Consider the following 15265-nt stretch of genomic DNA (forward strand, 5'->3'; position numbering starts at 1 on the left):
TGACGTACGGGGAGACCCTCGGGCCGCGCAGACGGCGCGGCGCTGCCCCGATGCACAGCCCTGGGTCGGGCATATGCAACGGGCGGGTTCGGTACAGCCTATCGAAGGAAGGTTCTGTGGCGACATAGGGCGCACAGGAGGCGCACGATGCGTGTCGTAAGCCCCCTGTGCACCCTGTCAGGGAAAACCCGGGGTGCCGGATCCTCAGCCGAGGCCGAGTCGCTCGGCGGCGGCGGCCGCGTCGACCGGGACGGTGACCGGCTGCGGGGCACCGGCGACCGCCCAGTCGGGGTCCTTGAGACCGTTGCCGGTGACCGTGCACACGATCTTCTGGCCCGGGTCGACCTTGCCCTGCTCGGCGGCCTTCAGCAGACCGGCCACGGAGGCGGCGGAGGCGGGCTCCACGAAGACACCCTCCTGCGCGGCCAACAGCCGGTAGGCGCGCAGGATTTCACGGTCCGTCACCTCGTCGATGGCGCCACCGGACTCGTCCCGCGCCCGCAGCGCGTACTGCCAGGAGGCGGGGTTGCCGATGCGGATGGCGGTGGCGATGGTCGACGGGTCCTTGACCACCTCGCCGCGCACGATCGGCGCACTGCCGGAGGCCTGGAAGCCCCACATGCGCGGGGTCCTCGTGGCGATGCCGTCGGCGGCGTACTCCTTGTAGCCCTTCCAGTAGGCGGTGATGTTGCCCGCGTTGCCCACCGGCAGGACGTGGATGTCGGGGGCGTCCCCGAGCATGTCCACGATCTCGAAGGAGGCCGTCTTCTGCCCCTCGATACGCACCGGATTGACCGAATTGACCAGCGCCACCGGGTAGTTCTCGCTCAGCGAGCGCGCGAGGGTGAGGCAGTCGTCGAAGTTGCCGTCGACCTGGAGGATCTTCGCGCCGTGCACGAGGGCCTGGCCCATCTTGCCGAGCGCGATCTTGCCCTGCGGCACGAGAACGGCCGAAACCATGCCGGCCCGCACGGCGTAGGCGGCCGCGGAGGCGGAGGTGTTGCCGGTGGAGGCGCAGATGACCGCCTTCGCCCCCTCCTCCTTGGCCTTGGAAATGGCCATGGTCATGCCGCGGTCCTTGAAGGAGCCGGTCGGGTTCGCGCCCTCCACCTTCAGGTGGACCTCACAGCCCGTGCGCTCGGAGAGCACCTGCGCGGGCACGAGGGGCGTGCCGCCCTCGCGGAGCGTCACGACCGGCGTGGTGTCGGATACCGGCAGCCGGTCCCGGTACTCCTCGATGATTCCGCGCCACTGGTGGGTCATTGCTGGTTACTCTCCTTCAACCCGCATGATGCTGGCGACACCCCGCACGGTGTCGAGCTTGCGCAGCGCCTCGACGGTCCCGGTGAGGGAGGCGTCGGACGCGCGGTGGGTGACGACGACGAGGGAGGCCTCGCCGTCCTTGCCCTGCTGGCGCACCGTATCGATCGACACCCCGTGCTCGGCGAACACGGTCGCGACCTGGGCGAGAACACCCGGTTTGTCCGCGACGTCGAGGCTGATGTGGTAGCGCGTGACGACCTCGCCCATGGGCGAGACGGGCAGGGCGGCGTACGCCGACTCACCGGGCCCCGTTGCGCCGCTGAGCCGGTTGCGGCAGACGGCGACGAGGTCGCCGAGCACGGCGGAGGCGGTCGGGGAACCGCCGGCGCCGGGGCCGTAGAACATCAGTTGACCGGCGGCATCGCTCTCCACGAAGACGGCGTTGTACGCGCCGCGCACGGAGGCGAGCGGGTGGGTCAGCGGAATCATGGCGGGGTGCACGCGCGCGGTGACGGACGCACCGTCCTTCGAGCGCTCGCAGATGGCGAGCAGCTTGATGGTGCAGCCCATCTCCTTCGCCGAGCGGAAGTCGGCGGCGGTGACCTCGGTCATGCCCTCGCGGTAGACGTCGTCGAGGCGCACGCGCGTGTGGAAGGCGATCCCGGCGAGGATGGCGGCCTTGGCGGCGGCGTCGAAGCCCTCGACGTCGGCGGTCGGGTCGGCCTCCGCGTACCCGAGCGCGGTGGCCTCGTCGAGCGCCTCCTGGTAGCCCGCCCCCGTGGAGTCCATCTTGTCGAGGATGAAGTTGGTCGTGCCGTTGACGATCCCCATCACCCGGTTGATCTTGTCGCCGGCCAGGGACTCGCGCAGCGGGCGGATCAGCGGGATGGCGCCGGCCACGGCGGCCTCGTAGTAGAGGTCCTTGTCGTGCTCCTCGGCGGCGGCGTGCAGCGCGGCCCCGTCCTGGGCGAGCAGGGCCTTGTTGGCGGAGACGACGGAGGCACCGTGCTCGAAGGCGGTGGTGATGAGGGTCCGGGCGGGCTCGATCCCCCCGATGACCTCCACCACCACGTCGATGTCCCCCCGTTTGACGAGGGCGGTGGCGTCGGTGGTGACGAGGCCCGGGTCGATGCCCTCGCGCACCTTGGAGGGCCGTCGTACGGCGACGCCCGCGAGCTCCACCGGGGCGCCGATCCTCTGGGCGAGGTCGTCGGCGTGCGTCGTCATGATGCGCGCCACCTCTGAGCCGACAACTCCACAGCCCAGCAGCGCCACCTTCAGCGGACGCGTACGCATCATCCGACCTCGTTTCCTCATACCGTCTACGGTTGGACCAGTCTCACTCACCGGACGGGAGTTTCTACCCTTCGTCCGGATCCTGAGACATGTATTTCATTTGTACGGCCCGGGAAGACCGGAGATCTTCCCGGGCCCTACTCCGGCACTAGCCGACGTCAAGGCGCAGGAGGTCCTCCTCCGTCTCGCGCCGGACGATCACCCGGGCCTCGCCGTCCTTCACCGCGACGACGGGCGGCCGCAGGACATGGTTGTAGTTGCTGGCCATGGACCGGCAGTACGCACCGGTGGCCGGTACGGCGATGAGATCGCCCGGCGCCAGGTCGGCCGGCAGGAACGCGTCCTTGACCACGATGTCCCCGCTCTCGCAGTGCTTGCCGACCACACGGGCGAGCATGGGCTCGGCACTGGAGGCCCGGGACACGAGGGCGACGCTGTACTCGGCGTCGTACAGGGCGGTGCGGATGTTGTCGGACATACCGCCGTCGACGGAGACGTATGTGCGCAGACCGTCGAGGGGCTTGACGGTGCCGACCTCGTACAGCGTGAAGGCAGTCGGCCCGACGATGGCCCGCCCGGGCTCGACGGAGATCCGCGGGGTACGCAGCTTCGCGGCCTCGCACTCGCGCGTGACGATCTCGGTGAGCGCCTTGGCGATCTCATGCGGCTCGCGGGGGTCGTCGTCGCTGGTGTAGGCGATCCCGAGGCCGCCACCCAGGTCGACCTCGGGCAGTTCGACCCCGTGCTCGTCACGGATGTCCTTCAGCAGCCCGACCACGCGGTGGGCGGCGACCTCGAAGCCGGACATGTCGAAGATCTGCGACCCGATGTGGGAGTGGATCCCGATCAGCTCGAGCCCGTCGAGCTGCAGCGCCCGCCGCACGGCCTCCGCGGCCTGCCCCCCGGCCAGCGGGATCCCGAACTTCTGGTCTTCGTGAGCGGTGGCGATGAACTCGTGCGTGTGCGCTTCGACCCCGACGGTGATCCGGATCTGGACCTTCTGCCGCGTGCCCAGGGACTGCGCGATGTGGGCGACGCGCACGATCTCCTGGAAGGAGTCGAGCACGATCCGCCCCACCCCGGCCTCGATGGCGCGGCGGATCTCGTCCTGGGACTTGTTGTTGCCGTGGAAGGCGATGCGCTCGGCCGGCATGCCGGCGGACAGGGCGGTGGCCAGCTCGCCCCCGGAGCACACGTCGAGGTTGAGCCCCTCCTCGTGGAGCCAGCGCACGACGGCACGGGACAGGAACGCCTTCCCGGCGTAGAACACGTCGGCGTCGGCCCCGAAGGCGGTACGCCACGCACGCGCGCGTGCCCGGAAGTCGGCCTCGTCGAGGATGTAGGCCGGGGTGCCGTGCTCCTCGGCGAGGGTCTTCACGTCGACGCCACCGACGGTGACGACCCCGTCGGCGCCGCGCCCGACGGTCTGCGCCCACACCTTGTGGTCGAGGGCGTTGAGATCGGCGGGCGGCGCGGAGTAGTGCCCCTCGGGCAGGACGTCGGCGTGACGGGGCCCGGCGGGGTGGGCGGAACGGCTCATGACGGTGGCTCTCAGACTCTCTGTCTCTCTCCGGGCAACTCTCGCGAGCGGCCTCAGAGGTGTTCGGGTGCGTCGATGCCGAGCAGGGACAGGCCGCCGGCCAGCACCGTCCCGGCGGCTTCGGCGAGGGCGAGCCGGGCACGGTGGGCGGCCGAGGGTTTCTCCTCGCCGCAGGGCAGCACGCAGGGCAGGAAGGGCAGCACGGCATCGGCGACGGTGACGAGATGCCGGGCAAGCCGGTCCGGGGCACGGTGGGTGGCGGCCGCGGCGAGGATACGGGGGTGATCGGCGAGGGGGATGAGGAGGTCGCGGGGGGTGCCGGTGGTGGCGGCGGTGGTGGCGCTGGTGGTGGGGTGGGGGCTGATACCGGGGCCCATGGAGGTGGCGCGGTGGGGCGTGACGCCGGGGCCGGTGGTGGTGCCGGCGTGGGTGCCGCTTGCGGGGGCTTGGGCGCCGCTTGCGGGGGCTTGGGCGCCGCTTGCGGGGGCTTGGGCGCGGTCTGCCCGGGCGGAGCTGTTCTGGGGGTCGGGGTCGAGGGGGCCGAGGCCGAGGGAGCCGGTGGTGGACGGGCCGGCGAGTGGGGTGGTGTCGAGAGGGCCGGGGTCGAGCGGGCCGACGAACCGGATGCCGAGCGGGCCGGGAGCGAGCGGGCCGGTGGGGGGCAGGCCGGTGTCGACCGGGGCGGGATGGACCGGGGCGGCGTCGAGGGGGCCAGGGTCGAGCGGGCCGGGGGTGAGCCGGGTGGCGTTCAGCGGGGCGGTGCCGGCGGCCGGGCCGGTGTCGGTGGCCGAGTCGGTGTCGGCGACCGGGTTGGCGTCGGTGGCCGGGCCGGCGTCGAGCGGGCCGGGTTCGGCGGCGAAGCCCAGGCGGGCGGCGTTGCGGCTGAGGGACCGGATGCGGGCGTGGGCGTACCGCACCCGGAACAGCGGATTGCTCTCCCGCTGCACCAGATGATCGGCGGTGATCCGGGGCCGGTCGTGCGCGGCGGGGTGGAGCAGGGCCCACTGGGAGGCGTCGTGGCCCAGCGGCGCGGGATCCTCCGGCGCGGGCACGGGCCGCAGATTGACGGGCTCACCGTGCTCGACGGTGGCACGCCCGCCCTGCGTGGCCACGATCCGTACGACGGCGTCCGCGACGACCTCGGCCCGCACCTCGTACGGCACCCGCAGCTCGACGACCTGCCCGGCCAGGGCATCACCGTGCCCGTACGCGGCACCGCGGGCGCGGATCTCCCGGACGAGCCCGGTGACGAGGTCGGCCTGCGCGTCGAGGCTGATGTTGAGAAACCCGGGGCCGGTCACGACGACGTCCCGGATGCCGTCGGCACCGGCGAGCCGGGGCCGCAGAATCTCGGCGACCCGCCGCGGGGGCTGCCCGGCCGGCCGGGCGAGCTGCAGCGCGACATTGGTGGCGAAGTCCCCGCACCCCCCGGGCCCCGGCTCGGTCACCACGACCCGCTCGGGCACGGTCACGCTCAGCTCCCCGTCGTCGACAGCACGACGCACCGCCTGCAGCACGGTGCGGGACAACTCGACGGGGGTCACGGGACAAGCGTAGGGGAGGAAGGGGGTGGGTAGGCGAAGCGGTTCTTACTGTGGGACGGCCCGTTGACCGACCCCGGCCCGCCGCCCGGCCCCCGCGGGCCGGCTAACCACCGGACGGAATCCCACCGGGCACGCCATCGGAGACCCCGTCGGCGAGACCCCCGTCCGCGCCTCGGCCACTCCCCCCGCCACCGTCCTCGTCCCCTTCCCCGTCGCCGCTGCCACCCCCGCCACGGTGTCCCCCGCGACCTCCCCCGTGCCCGCCTTCCCCTCCACTCCCGCCACCGCGCTCCATCAGCTGCTTGACGAGTCGTACGAGTTCGGCGGGCTCGAAGGGCTTGGCGAGGAAGGCGTCGACGCCGACGTCGAGACCGGTGTCGACCTCGTACTGCGTGCAGGCGCTGACGATGGCGAGGGGCAGATGGTGCGTACGGGGGTCGGCGCGGAGCCGGGCGGCGGTGCGCAGGCCGTCCAGCCGGGGCATGACGACGTCGAGCGTCACGACATCGGGCCGCACCTGATGAACCACATCCAGACACTCGGCACCGTCGGCCGCGGTCACGACCTCGAGCCCTTCCAGCTCGAGATTGACCCTGATCAGCTGCCGGATGACCTTGTTGTCGTCCACAACAAGCACCCGACCCGAGGCGCCTGGCACAAGTCGAGAGTAGGTCCGGACCGGCCACCGCGTCCGGGTTTTCCCCACTTCCACCCCGTACAGGGGACCCGTCCACCTCACCCGGTCCACCACCATGCCCCGTCCAGGCGAAGCCCAACCCCCACACCCAGCCGCCCTGACCCCCGACGAAGCCCGCACCCGGCCCCCAGCCGCCCCCGCCCACCCGCACCCCGGCCCCGTTCCGCCCCGGCACAGCCCCCTCCGCTCGCCCCGGGGAAACAGATTCCTGATCACCCCTCCGGACCTGCTAGTGTTCTACCCGTCGCCGCGAGCGAAGAGCTCCACAACCGACACGCCCCCGTAGCTCAGGGGATAGAGCAACGGCCTCCGGAGCCGTGTGCGCAGGTTCGAATCCTGCCGGGGGCACCCAGTATGAGGTGCCCAAAGACCCCGTCACCAGCGGAAACGCTGAGGCCGGGGTCTTCGCGTATGTGCAGGCAGATGCCTCGAAAGGCAGCCGTTTGCCACCGATCACGTAATGACGACGTAATGATCTTGAGGTGCTTCGCGGCAGGTCAGAGCATGTTTCACGAGGCTCCACGCGTGGCTTTGTGGACCACCTGTGGACAGGCCGAAACCCCGGACCATTCACGGCTGGGGCTCTGGCATTCGATCGATTGCCGCGGAGACGTCGTCCGAGGTCAGACCGAAGAGCTGTTGATCTGCTCGCGGGTCAGGCGCACCGGCTCACCGGTAGCGTTGTCGAACCGTCGACGCACCAGGATGCTGAACCCGAGATCGTGCAAAGCTATCTCGGCAACGTTGGTGTTGAACGGCTCTCGCCCCTTCAGCGCATTCCGCACGAGCAGGAGTGCAGGGAGGTTCCTCCCGCCGACCGCCGCGAGCACGTCGAACTTCTCATCTTCGGGCGTGTGCAAGGCAGCTACAGCGACATCCGCGAGTGTGAGAACGGCATAGCTGCTGTCCTGCAGACGAACTCGGGTCTCCGTAGGCAGGCTCATGGGCTCGGGGGCCATGTTTGTCTCCTCAATCCGACCGGGCTAGATCATTCTCCGGCCGTGCAGCCCAGGATGTACATTCCCCGCGACAGACCGGAGCCCCAGACCACGCGCAGTCCGGGGCTCCCGTATTTGATCAGGTGGTTGTGGTCAGTCTGCTGAGTCCTCCCCAAGCCCCTTCATGATCCGGTCGTTCATCTCCTGTTCCTGGCCGTCGATGCACTTCGCGTAGATCTTCAGCAGAACGTCCACCGAGTGGCCTGCACGAGCGGCGACCTCCGGAGCCGGCACGCCCGAGTTCAGCCACTGGGAGACTCCCGCGTGCCGAAGGTCGTACGGCCGGAAGGCCAGGACCGACGTCACCTGATCAGGTACGAGCGCGAGTTCGCGAGCTTGCTTCCACGCCCGCGAGTACGACGAGGCAGCGATCACGTTGCCCCGCTCGCTGGCGAACAGCCGGCCGTCCTTCGCCGTGCCGAACTCGCTGAGATGCTCGCGGAGCAAGCGCACCAGCGGAGGCGGAATCGGCACGATGCGCACCTCACCATGTGCCCGCTGCTTCAGGCCGCGCCGGTCGTGCGCCTCACCGGAGTCCGTCCACGCCTTACCTGCAGTGGGGCGGGTCTCCGCCAGCTCGATGCGGCCCCAACCCGACGGCGGGAGCGCGCAGTCGGAACGTCGAAGGCCAAGGGCCTCCCCCGGCCGCATGGCCGCGTAGTACAGGCACCCGAAGAACGCCCGCAGCCGCCGGCCACTCGCCCGCTCATAGCCACCCACATACGTGAGTGCGGTCAGCAACTCCCGAGCCTGCCGAGGGTTGACCACCACCCGGCGGTCGACCTCCTGCAGCGCCCGCTTGCCCCGCTTGCGCCGGACCCGGCTCAGCGGGTTGGACGGGAGGAGTTCCAGTTCCACCGCGTATTCGAGGACGTTGAAGACCACGGCGCGCCGCCGCCGGTACGTTTGCGTCGCCGCAGGCTTGCCGTCCAGCCTCCGGCCCAGCGCATCGATCAGGTCATGCGCCCTGGTGATCTCCTGCAGTTCGGCGACCGGCAGCGACGCCTTCTCGACCCACTTCACCGCCGTTGCGATCTCCTCCGGCCGCTCACGCTCTCGGCGAGGCACCGGCAGGATGTACGAGCGCAGCGCCCGCCGCAGCACCTCCGGGCCAGGTCGGCCCCGTCCCGGTTTGACCAGTACGGGAACGACCGTCGCCAGTGCGTCCGTCATGCTGTCCCGTTGCTTGGCCGACGCCTCCGCCCACCGGGCATCCACGTACTTCACCGCCAGGTCCAGGAGGGACAGGGCAGCTTTGCCGCCGCGCAGCGAATCAGGCAGGCCGGTGACGGTGTCGAAGGGCTCGCCCTTGTCCGCCGCTCTCAGGAGCTGAGACCGGAAGCGGTCAGCCAATGCCTTGGTCTTGTAGGACTCGTGGAATGGCTGGCCGTCCACAGACCAGCGGACGAGATGGGTGGGCTTCTTCGCCGAGCGGTTGACGCTGAGCTTCCAGACGACGACCTTGTACGACTTCATGATGCCGCCCCCTCTGCCCGCTCCTCCAACCACTCGTTAAGCACGTCTCGGCGGACCCTCAGCTCCCCGTTCGGCAGTCGGATGCAGGCCGGTGCGAGCCGCAGTTCCCGCCAGCGGTAGAAGGTCCGCCGGGAAATGCCGCCCAGTTCGTCGATCACCTGCCGGACCGTGAGAAGTTCCACCGGTTTCGCACGGCCGTCACGCGCCATGGGGACCACCGCCCTCCCGCACCGAGGCAGCCAGGAGGGCCGCTTCCGGCGAGTAGCCGCGCCCCGCGTACCGCCATTCGCCGACCGTGACCGTGGGACGGTCGGCCAGGCCGAGGGAGACCCGTTGCTGTTCCGCGCGGTGGTCGGCACGGGCCTGCCGGAGGGCGGTCAGCGTGGTCGAGTAGCGACGTGACTTGGTGGAGAAGTGGCCGCCATACCCGAGCATGTGAGCCCAGCGGCGCAGCCCGAGCGGCTCGAACTCAGGCAGGCCGCCGAGCCACCAGCACGTACCGATCATCCGCAGCACATGCGCACGAACCGGCAGCATGACCATGTCTCGCGCGTGATGAATGCGACCGTCCACCGCGCCGGCGGACTCTGCCCCCTTGGTGGCGTACTTGGCAATGTAGCCCGCCACGGCCCCCGCAGAGGCAGGCGGCTCCTCCGCGTCCCGGTCGTGCGAGGTGACCGGCCGTGCGTCGACCTGCGTGCCGAAGCGCAGCACCCGCGGACCGACCACATCGGCGCCCGGAGCGGTCAACCGCACCCGAACGACCACGGCCCGTACCGCGTCCACCAGGAGCCGGACGCTCGCCCAGTGGGGCGGAGCCGAGCCGGGCCCGTCCGGACCGTCGAGCCGGATCACGGCATGGAAGTGGACCAGGCCCCGCCGCTGGTACTCGGCGACCTTCGCGTACGAGAGCCGGGCAACCTCCCCGAACTCCGTACGGGACAGCCCGGCCCGCCGGGCGACCTCGCGCCGGAGCTCCAGCCCGAATCGGTGCCAGAGCCGACCGGCGAACGCGTGCCAGAGCACGGCCCCCGCGTAGTCGTAGCAGCGCGGACAGAGCGGCTCGCCGAGACGAGGATCATCCGCCGGGTGCCGCTCCCGGCATCCGGCCGGAGTCCCATGCGGGCAGCACTCCCCCGCCCGACGAGGCCGGCAGACCCGCACGCGCCCCTCACGGTCACGGCGCGTGTGGACCGGGCCGAAGCCGGGAGCGGTGAGCGTGGCGAACACCCGCGGGTGTCCACTCACCGACTCCGGAACGCTCTTGCCGCCGACGAGACCGGTGCGGACGAGGTGATACGTGTCCGCCCGGTACAGGCCCGAGCAGGCCGGGCAGACCGTCGCCCGCCGGTTGCCGCACGCAACGAGCAGGCGGCCGCCGTAGAGATCCGAGCCGTAGGAGAGCAGAGCCGCGCCGGTCGCCGGGTCGTAGACGGTTGCCGTACCGACCAGATGGATGGGATTGGTGCAGCCACCAAGGCGGACGATGTTCCGGCGCCAGGCGGCGAAGTCCGGCTCCGCCGCTCTGGCGACCAGCGCGGCAGCGTCCGCCGCAATCGCGATGGTCATCGGCGACCACCCCCGCGCCCGAACGCCTGCCCCATCACGGCGGAGAACCCTTCCGGACGGGTCTTGGCGCTGAAGCGGAGCGTCGGGTCCGTGAGCCAGAGGGCGGCCGCGTGCGCGGGACACAGATGCTGCTCGGCTCCGTCGAGGCCGACGAGGACGATCTGTTCCCGTCCGTCGCAGGTCGAGACCTGCGCGTCACGCTGCCTGAGTTCACAGTCGGGCAGCCGGAATTTGCGCGAATGATGCGCGGTGGACAAAGTGTGAGTGCTCCTTTCACTGCTCACGTGGCGGACGGAGTGGGTTCCTGACGGGGTCGGGTTTGGCGACTTCGCGCCCCGTCGGGAGCCCGTCGTACGGGCAATCACTGCAGTTCCTGGCCGGCCGCGTGGTCCCAGGCAGCCTCCGAGGAGAACGCGACGGCGTCCAACTCGCCCGGCACCCCGGCGACGCCCAACGAGATCGGCCCGAAATCACGGCGCGCGGCGAAGTATCCGAGGCCGATGTCCTCCGCCGGCACGCCGAGCGGAGCAGCGACGGACTCCACGCCAGCTCGGCGAGCGGCAGGGTCAGCGGCGTCGACCAGGACGATGACGGACGCGTGACGCGGGACGACGACTGCCGGATTGGTGGTCAGGAAGTCGACCAGCTCCCGCAGACCGGCCAGGAAAGCGGCGCGGTCACCGGAGCGGATGACGTAGTCGGACACAGGAAGTTCCCTTCTCTGGTGAGTGGGCGTGTTCAGAAGCGGAGATGACCGAGAAAGCCGTTCACGCCGTCGAGGAGCGTCTGAACGAGGGGCGCGGCCAAGGTCCGGGAGAGCAGGAAGCCGAAGGCTCCGCAGATCAGCGCGTCGACCCACCGCAGGTAGCGGATACGTAGGAGGAACCAGATCAGCAACCCGAGCAGCAGAACGGCGGACATGGACACCAGCACGGCAGGCCCCTTTCACGGCGCTTCGACGTGCAGTTCGGAGAGGACCGGAGTCAGGTGCGCATACTCCACGGCGACTGCTTCCGCCTCCGACTCCGTGATCAGGTGGGACCGGGCCCGTTCCCAGCCGTCACCGGAGGCGAGAACAGCCGTACCGGCCTGTTCCGGGGTGATGGCCTGCGCCGCCTTCAGGGCGTCGGGGTTGAGATCTCCGAGCGCCATTTCCGCCGTGCCGGGGTCGGCCACCCGGTGGCACACCCGGCCGCCAAGCTGTGCTCGCAGAGCGGTGACGCCGGGCCCCAGGTCGGAGCCGACGCGTTGGCCGGCGACGACGAGGAAGACCCCGAGTGCCGCACCCAGTTGGGCCAGCCGGATCAGCGCCGTACCGGCAGCCTGCGCTTCGTCCTTCTCGTTCCGGCTCGCGACGAGAAACAGTTCCGCGATCTCGTCGACGATCACGACGATGGGGATCGGGCGTTCCTTGTCCGGCAGACCCCAGATGTTCCGGACGCGGGCCTCCCGGCAGACGGTCATGCGGTTGAGGGTCAGGTCCACGAGTGCGGCCAGCAGCCGGACGGCTTGCTCCCGGTTGGTCGCGAGGGCGGACAACCGCGGTTCGTAGAGGGACAGTTCCATGCCGCCCTTGCAGTCGATGCCGACCAGGGCGACGGGTTGCGGAGCGAGGCCCGCAACGATTGCGTTGATGAGTGTGGACTTGCCGGAGCGGGTGGCCCCGACGATGAGCCAGTGCGGCACGCGCCGCAGGTCGAGCACCCACGTGGCTCCGGTCTCCAGCGCACCCACGGTCACTCGGAGCAGATGGCCGGGGCCTCGCTGCTTCGGCACGCGCGGAGCGGCCAACGGATCAGCCGCCGACGCGACGACCCGTACGACTCCCGGTCTCCAGGAGGTCGCCCGCACCGCGTGCACCTGCCAGCTTTCCGCCATGGCGGGCGCGGCCTTGACGAAGTCCTCCGGCACCTGCCCCGGCAACAGCCGCACCAGCAGGACGAACCCGCTGGAGGTCGGGCGTATGAGGCCGCGACGCGGTAGGCGCGGTTGTGGCGGAGGCGCCCCGTTGCCGACGAGCCCGGACACGACCGTCAGCGCCGGCCGACGACTCACGGCGAGCCCGCATCCAGCCATCAGGGGCCGCCAGGTGCGCACGACCCGGAGGGCCGTAGCCGGGTAGCCGAGTAACAGCCACCAGGTCACGGGGTAGCGGCGGCGCAGGGCCGGGCCCGCAAGAAGCAGGCCCGACACCAGCGCTGCGGCCACCACCAGCACCCAGTTCGGCCCGGCCACACCGGCCGAAGTGGCGGAGGAGGCCAGGTTCATCACTGCCCGGCCCCCTTGCCCGCCGAGGCGGGAGCGCTGAGGGGCCGGATCTCCGCCGCCCGGAACGCGATGCCATGCCGCCCCTCGTTCTCCCACGGGGTGGCGACCAGGTCCCGCACGGCCACCGGCATGCCGAGCTGCACACCGGCCGGTTCACCGGCCACACTCACAGTCACGACGTCGGCCGACGCACCGGCCATCAGGCACAGACCGACCTGGTACATGGTCTTGCCGGTCTCACGGTCCACGCGAAGCTGGCCGGTCTCACGGTTCGCGACCCGCGGAGCCGGGGGCACGGCACAGATGATCCCCGTGAACTTCGCAGTGTCGATCGGAAGGCTTGCCACTGTTCGGATCTCCTCATCTCTGTCACCGAAGGCTCTTCCTTCGGGTAGCTAGACGACCCGTAGTACGGGTGCCAGGACTAGAGTGGCCACCCGTAGTACGGGTTGTCAACCGGCTCGCGATACGAGAAGCTCTCTACGAACACGGACAAGACGTCTACGAGGACGAACAGCCACAGAAACCACGGCCATGGAGGGCCCGCATGCCGCCGAAGGGCACGCAGCCGAAGTACCGGCAGATCGCCGACTACCTGCGCGATGGCATCTTGGACGGCACGTTCCCGGCCGGCCAACCGCTCCCGTCAGAGGAGGCGTTGGCCAAGCAGTTCGGTGTGACACGTCCCACGGTTCGTCAGGGCCTGAGCGAACTCAGGGCGTCGGGTCTGGTCGAGGCCATCATGGGCCGCGGTACCTTCGCCCGCTCCCCGCACAGCCGTCCCAGCCACACGCGCCCGCGCGGCGTACGCCGGACCACGGACGGCCGCTACGTCGAGGCAGACGGCATCATCTGGAGGGACGCCGAACCACCGGTAGCCACCCGCACCGACGCCCCGCTTGCCCTGGCGGACCTGCTCCGCATCCCGCCCGGTGAGCCGATGTTCACCTACGACGCCCTACAGACCGCGGACCACGGCCGACTGCGCCAACTTCACCGAACTTACGTCCCGTTCTCGGTGCTTATCGACACCAAGTACGAGGAAGAAGCCCCACCGCCGGCGCCGGAGCTCTACGTTGCACTCGCCGACCTGGGCCACGAACTCCACTTCATGGAATACGTCCGCACGCGAATGCCCCTGCCCGACCAGGCTCAGGCACTACGGCTCGCTGACGGAGTCCCGCTACTCCACATCATCCGCGTGACCCTCACCGAGTCCGCCAAGCCTCTCGCCCTGGAGGAGTTCCACCTCCCGGGCGACGAGTTGGAGCTGTCGTTCCGGCTGTAGCACGGCCCAGGTTGGCTCAGACTTTCTCTACGTCATCAAGGCTCGCTTCGCTCGCTGGTCCCGCGGTCAACGGCGCTCTTGGATTATCGCCAACCCGACCGCCGCACCCTCCGCCCAGGCGCATCAACGGCCGCGCCGACCCCCACGCCACCGCCACCACGATCCGGCCTCAGGAGGGGAAAGAGGCAACAGCAGCTCGGCCCCAGCGCCCCGCTACCGGGGCCACCGCGTACCCCTTTCCACCCGGTTGCCTACTTCCGGTAGGTCGGATCAAGACCCGAGGGGCCGCGCCAAGCGCGGCGGCGCCGGCCGGTCGCCGCCGCGCCGCCTCATCTGTCTTCGCCACCGGCCGCACGTCGCCGCCCGTCCGTCGCCGCACGCAGCGGCCACATTCCAACACGGGCACGGGGGCGAACGGCGATCCCCAACGGTGCAGGTCAAAGACGCTTTGTGTTACCGCAAGAGGCCGGATCGTGGTAGCGGAGGCATGCGGGCCGACGCTGCCGGATGCGCGGGCGTTCGTACGGCCCGCTGATCCACGCACCAGGCCGGCCGGATGGCGGCCGCGGCCATGAGAGGGGGAGAACCCCGCTGTGGCTGGGGCGGTCGGCTCCACGCTTTAGCCAGCCACTTTGGCGCGAGCCTCGAAGATCACGGCCCCAACGTCGTGCTTCACCGGGCAGGTCCACAGACCGCCCGACGCGCCGGAAGCTTACGGGGCCATGATCACTCGCGCCAAAGCAGCTCCAGGCCAAAGTCGTTCCGCCGACCTTGCAGGGCAATGTGCAGGTAGGCCATGCGCCCCTTGACCCGTGGGCGCCGCTCGCCGCAAGCCAGCAGATCATACCGGGTCATATCGCATGAAATAACTCAGCCTTGCGTAGGCTAATGCCCGATCACAGTGAGTGATAGGGGCTTGCTTTCGGTGCCATCGGCGCGGCTGAGGCGAGCCACACCAATGTGCGAGAGAGGTGCCGGTGATCAGGCGCGGGAGAAGACAGAGTGAGCCGTATCGTGGTCAGGGGTCCGAAAAGAGCGGGCTTCGGTCATGGCCGTGGGCGTGGGTGCGGCTCTGCATGGCAGGGCTGGCCATCTTGGCAGGACTGGCCTTGCCGGCCATCGCCCCATCTCAGGCCTGGGCTGCGCCAGGCCCGAACGCCTACGTCACCAACTACGGCGACAACAGTGTGTCGATGATCGACACCGCCACCAACAGCATTGTGGGCAGCCCCATCCCCGTCGGCGCCAACCCGTTCGATGTGGCGATCACTCCGGACGGCAAACACGCCTACGTCACCAACCAGAATGCCTCGGGCACCGTATCGG

At 70.1% G+C, this 15265-nt stretch carries 16 protein-coding genes and 1 tRNA gene; 3 read left to right on the forward strand and 14 right to left on the reverse strand.

What is annotated here, in order from left to right:
- Positions 1–204 precede the first annotated feature (204 nt).
- From thrC to ABB07_RS12605, 5 genes are all read right to left on the reverse strand, one after another.
- Positions 205–1263, reverse strand: a complete 1059-nt coding sequence (gene thrC, locus ABB07_RS12585; protein ID WP_208898805.1) for a threonine synthase — start codon at positions 1261–1263, stop codon at positions 205–207.
- 6 nt (positions 1264–1269) lie between these two features.
- Positions 1270–2562: a homoserine dehydrogenase gene (locus ABB07_RS12590; protein ID WP_208898806.1), complete on the reverse strand. Its 1293-nt coding sequence runs from the start codon at positions 2560–2562 to the stop codon at positions 1270–1272.
- Between the two features lie 145 nt (positions 2563–2707).
- Positions 2708–4099, reverse strand: coding sequence for a diaminopimelate decarboxylase (lysA, locus tag ABB07_RS12595; protein WP_208898807.1), 1392 nt, complete (start codon positions 4097–4099; stop codon positions 2708–2710).
- Between the two features lie 53 nt (positions 4100–4152).
- The gene (nrtL, locus tag ABB07_RS12600; protein ID WP_208898808.1) at positions 4153–5643 is read right to left on the reverse strand and encodes an ArgS-related anticodon-binding protein NrtL; all 1491 of its coding nucleotides are present in this window, start codon (positions 5641–5643) and stop codon (positions 4153–4155) included.
- A gap of 103 nt (positions 5644–5746) precedes the next feature.
- Positions 5747–6397 (reverse strand): response regulator, encoded by a 651-nt coding sequence (locus ABB07_RS12605; RefSeq protein WP_244189334.1) that lies wholly within the window; start codon positions 6395–6397, stop codon positions 5747–5749.
- 219 nt (positions 6398–6616) lie between these two features.
- Between ABB07_RS12605 and ABB07_RS12610 the strand changes: the two genes are divergently transcribed.
- Positions 6617–6688 (forward strand) — tRNA-Arg (locus ABB07_RS12610).
- Between the two features lie 275 nt (positions 6689–6963).
- On the opposite strand, the gene ABB07_RS12615 is transcribed toward ABB07_RS12610, so the two are convergent.
- The 9 genes from ABB07_RS12615 to ABB07_RS12655 all read right to left on the reverse strand — a co-directional run bounded on the left by ABB07_RS12615 (position 6964) and on the right by ABB07_RS12655 (position 12998).
- The gene (locus ABB07_RS12615; protein ID WP_208898809.1) at positions 6964–7299 is read right to left on the reverse strand and encodes a hypothetical protein; all 336 of its coding nucleotides are present in this window, start codon (positions 7297–7299) and stop codon (positions 6964–6966) included.
- 132 nt (positions 7300–7431) lie between these two features.
- Positions 7432–8814: a tyrosine-type recombinase/integrase gene (locus ABB07_RS12620; RefSeq protein WP_208898810.1), complete on the reverse strand. Its 1383-nt coding sequence runs from the start codon at positions 8812–8814 to the stop codon at positions 7432–7434.
- On the reverse strand, positions 8811–9023 hold the full coding sequence (locus tag ABB07_RS12625; RefSeq protein ID WP_208898811.1) for a helix-turn-helix transcriptional regulator: 213 nt from the start codon (positions 9021–9023) through the stop codon (positions 8811–8813). Before ABB07_RS12625 ends, ABB07_RS12620 begins: the two co-directional genes overlap by 4 nt.
- On the reverse strand, positions 9013–10383 hold the full coding sequence (locus tag ABB07_RS12630) for a replication initiator (protein ID WP_208898812.1): 1371 nt from the start codon (positions 10381–10383) through the stop codon (positions 9013–9015). The genes ABB07_RS12625 and ABB07_RS12630 overlap by 11 nt, the downstream gene beginning before the upstream one ends.
- A complete protein-coding gene (locus ABB07_RS12635; RefSeq protein ID WP_208898813.1) occupies positions 10380–10640 on the reverse strand; it encodes a hypothetical protein in 261 nt (86 codons plus the stop codon). The genes ABB07_RS12630 and ABB07_RS12635 overlap by 4 nt, the downstream gene beginning before the upstream one ends.
- 104 nt (positions 10641–10744) lie before the next feature.
- Positions 10745–11089 (reverse strand): hypothetical protein, encoded by a 345-nt coding sequence (locus tag ABB07_RS12640; protein WP_244189335.1) that lies wholly within the window; start codon positions 11087–11089, stop codon positions 10745–10747.
- Between the two features lie 32 nt (positions 11090–11121).
- Positions 11122–11316: a hypothetical protein gene (locus ABB07_RS12645; RefSeq protein WP_208898814.1), complete on the reverse strand. Its 195-nt coding sequence runs from the start codon at positions 11314–11316 to the stop codon at positions 11122–11124.
- 12 nt (positions 11317–11328) lie between these two features.
- Entirely contained in the window at positions 11329–12651 is a 1323-nt protein-coding gene (locus ABB07_RS12650) for an FtsK/SpoIIIE domain-containing protein (protein ID WP_208898815.1), read from the reverse strand.
- Positions 12651–12998, reverse strand: a complete 348-nt coding sequence (locus tag ABB07_RS12655) for an SCO3933 family regulatory protein (RefSeq protein WP_073948797.1) — start codon at positions 12996–12998, stop codon at positions 12651–12653. Before ABB07_RS12655 ends, ABB07_RS12650 begins: the two co-directional genes overlap by 1 nt.
- A 200-nt stretch (positions 12999–13198) precedes the next feature.
- On the opposite strand from ABB07_RS12655, the gene ABB07_RS12660 reads away from it, so the two are divergent.
- Positions 13199–13939, forward strand: a complete 741-nt coding sequence (locus ABB07_RS12660) for a GntR family transcriptional regulator (RefSeq protein ID WP_208898816.1) — start codon at positions 13199–13201, stop codon at positions 13937–13939.
- Between the two features lie 1076 nt (positions 13940–15015).
- Positions 15016–15265, forward strand: a 250-nt coding sequence (locus ABB07_RS12665) for a YncE family protein (RefSeq protein WP_425264712.1), incomplete at its 3' end; no start/stop codon positions are given.

Origin of the sequence: Streptomyces incarnatus (assembly GCF_001027185.1) — a bacterium.
GTDB lineage: Bacteria > Actinomycetota > Actinomycetes > Streptomycetales > Streptomycetaceae > Streptomyces > Streptomyces puniciscabiei.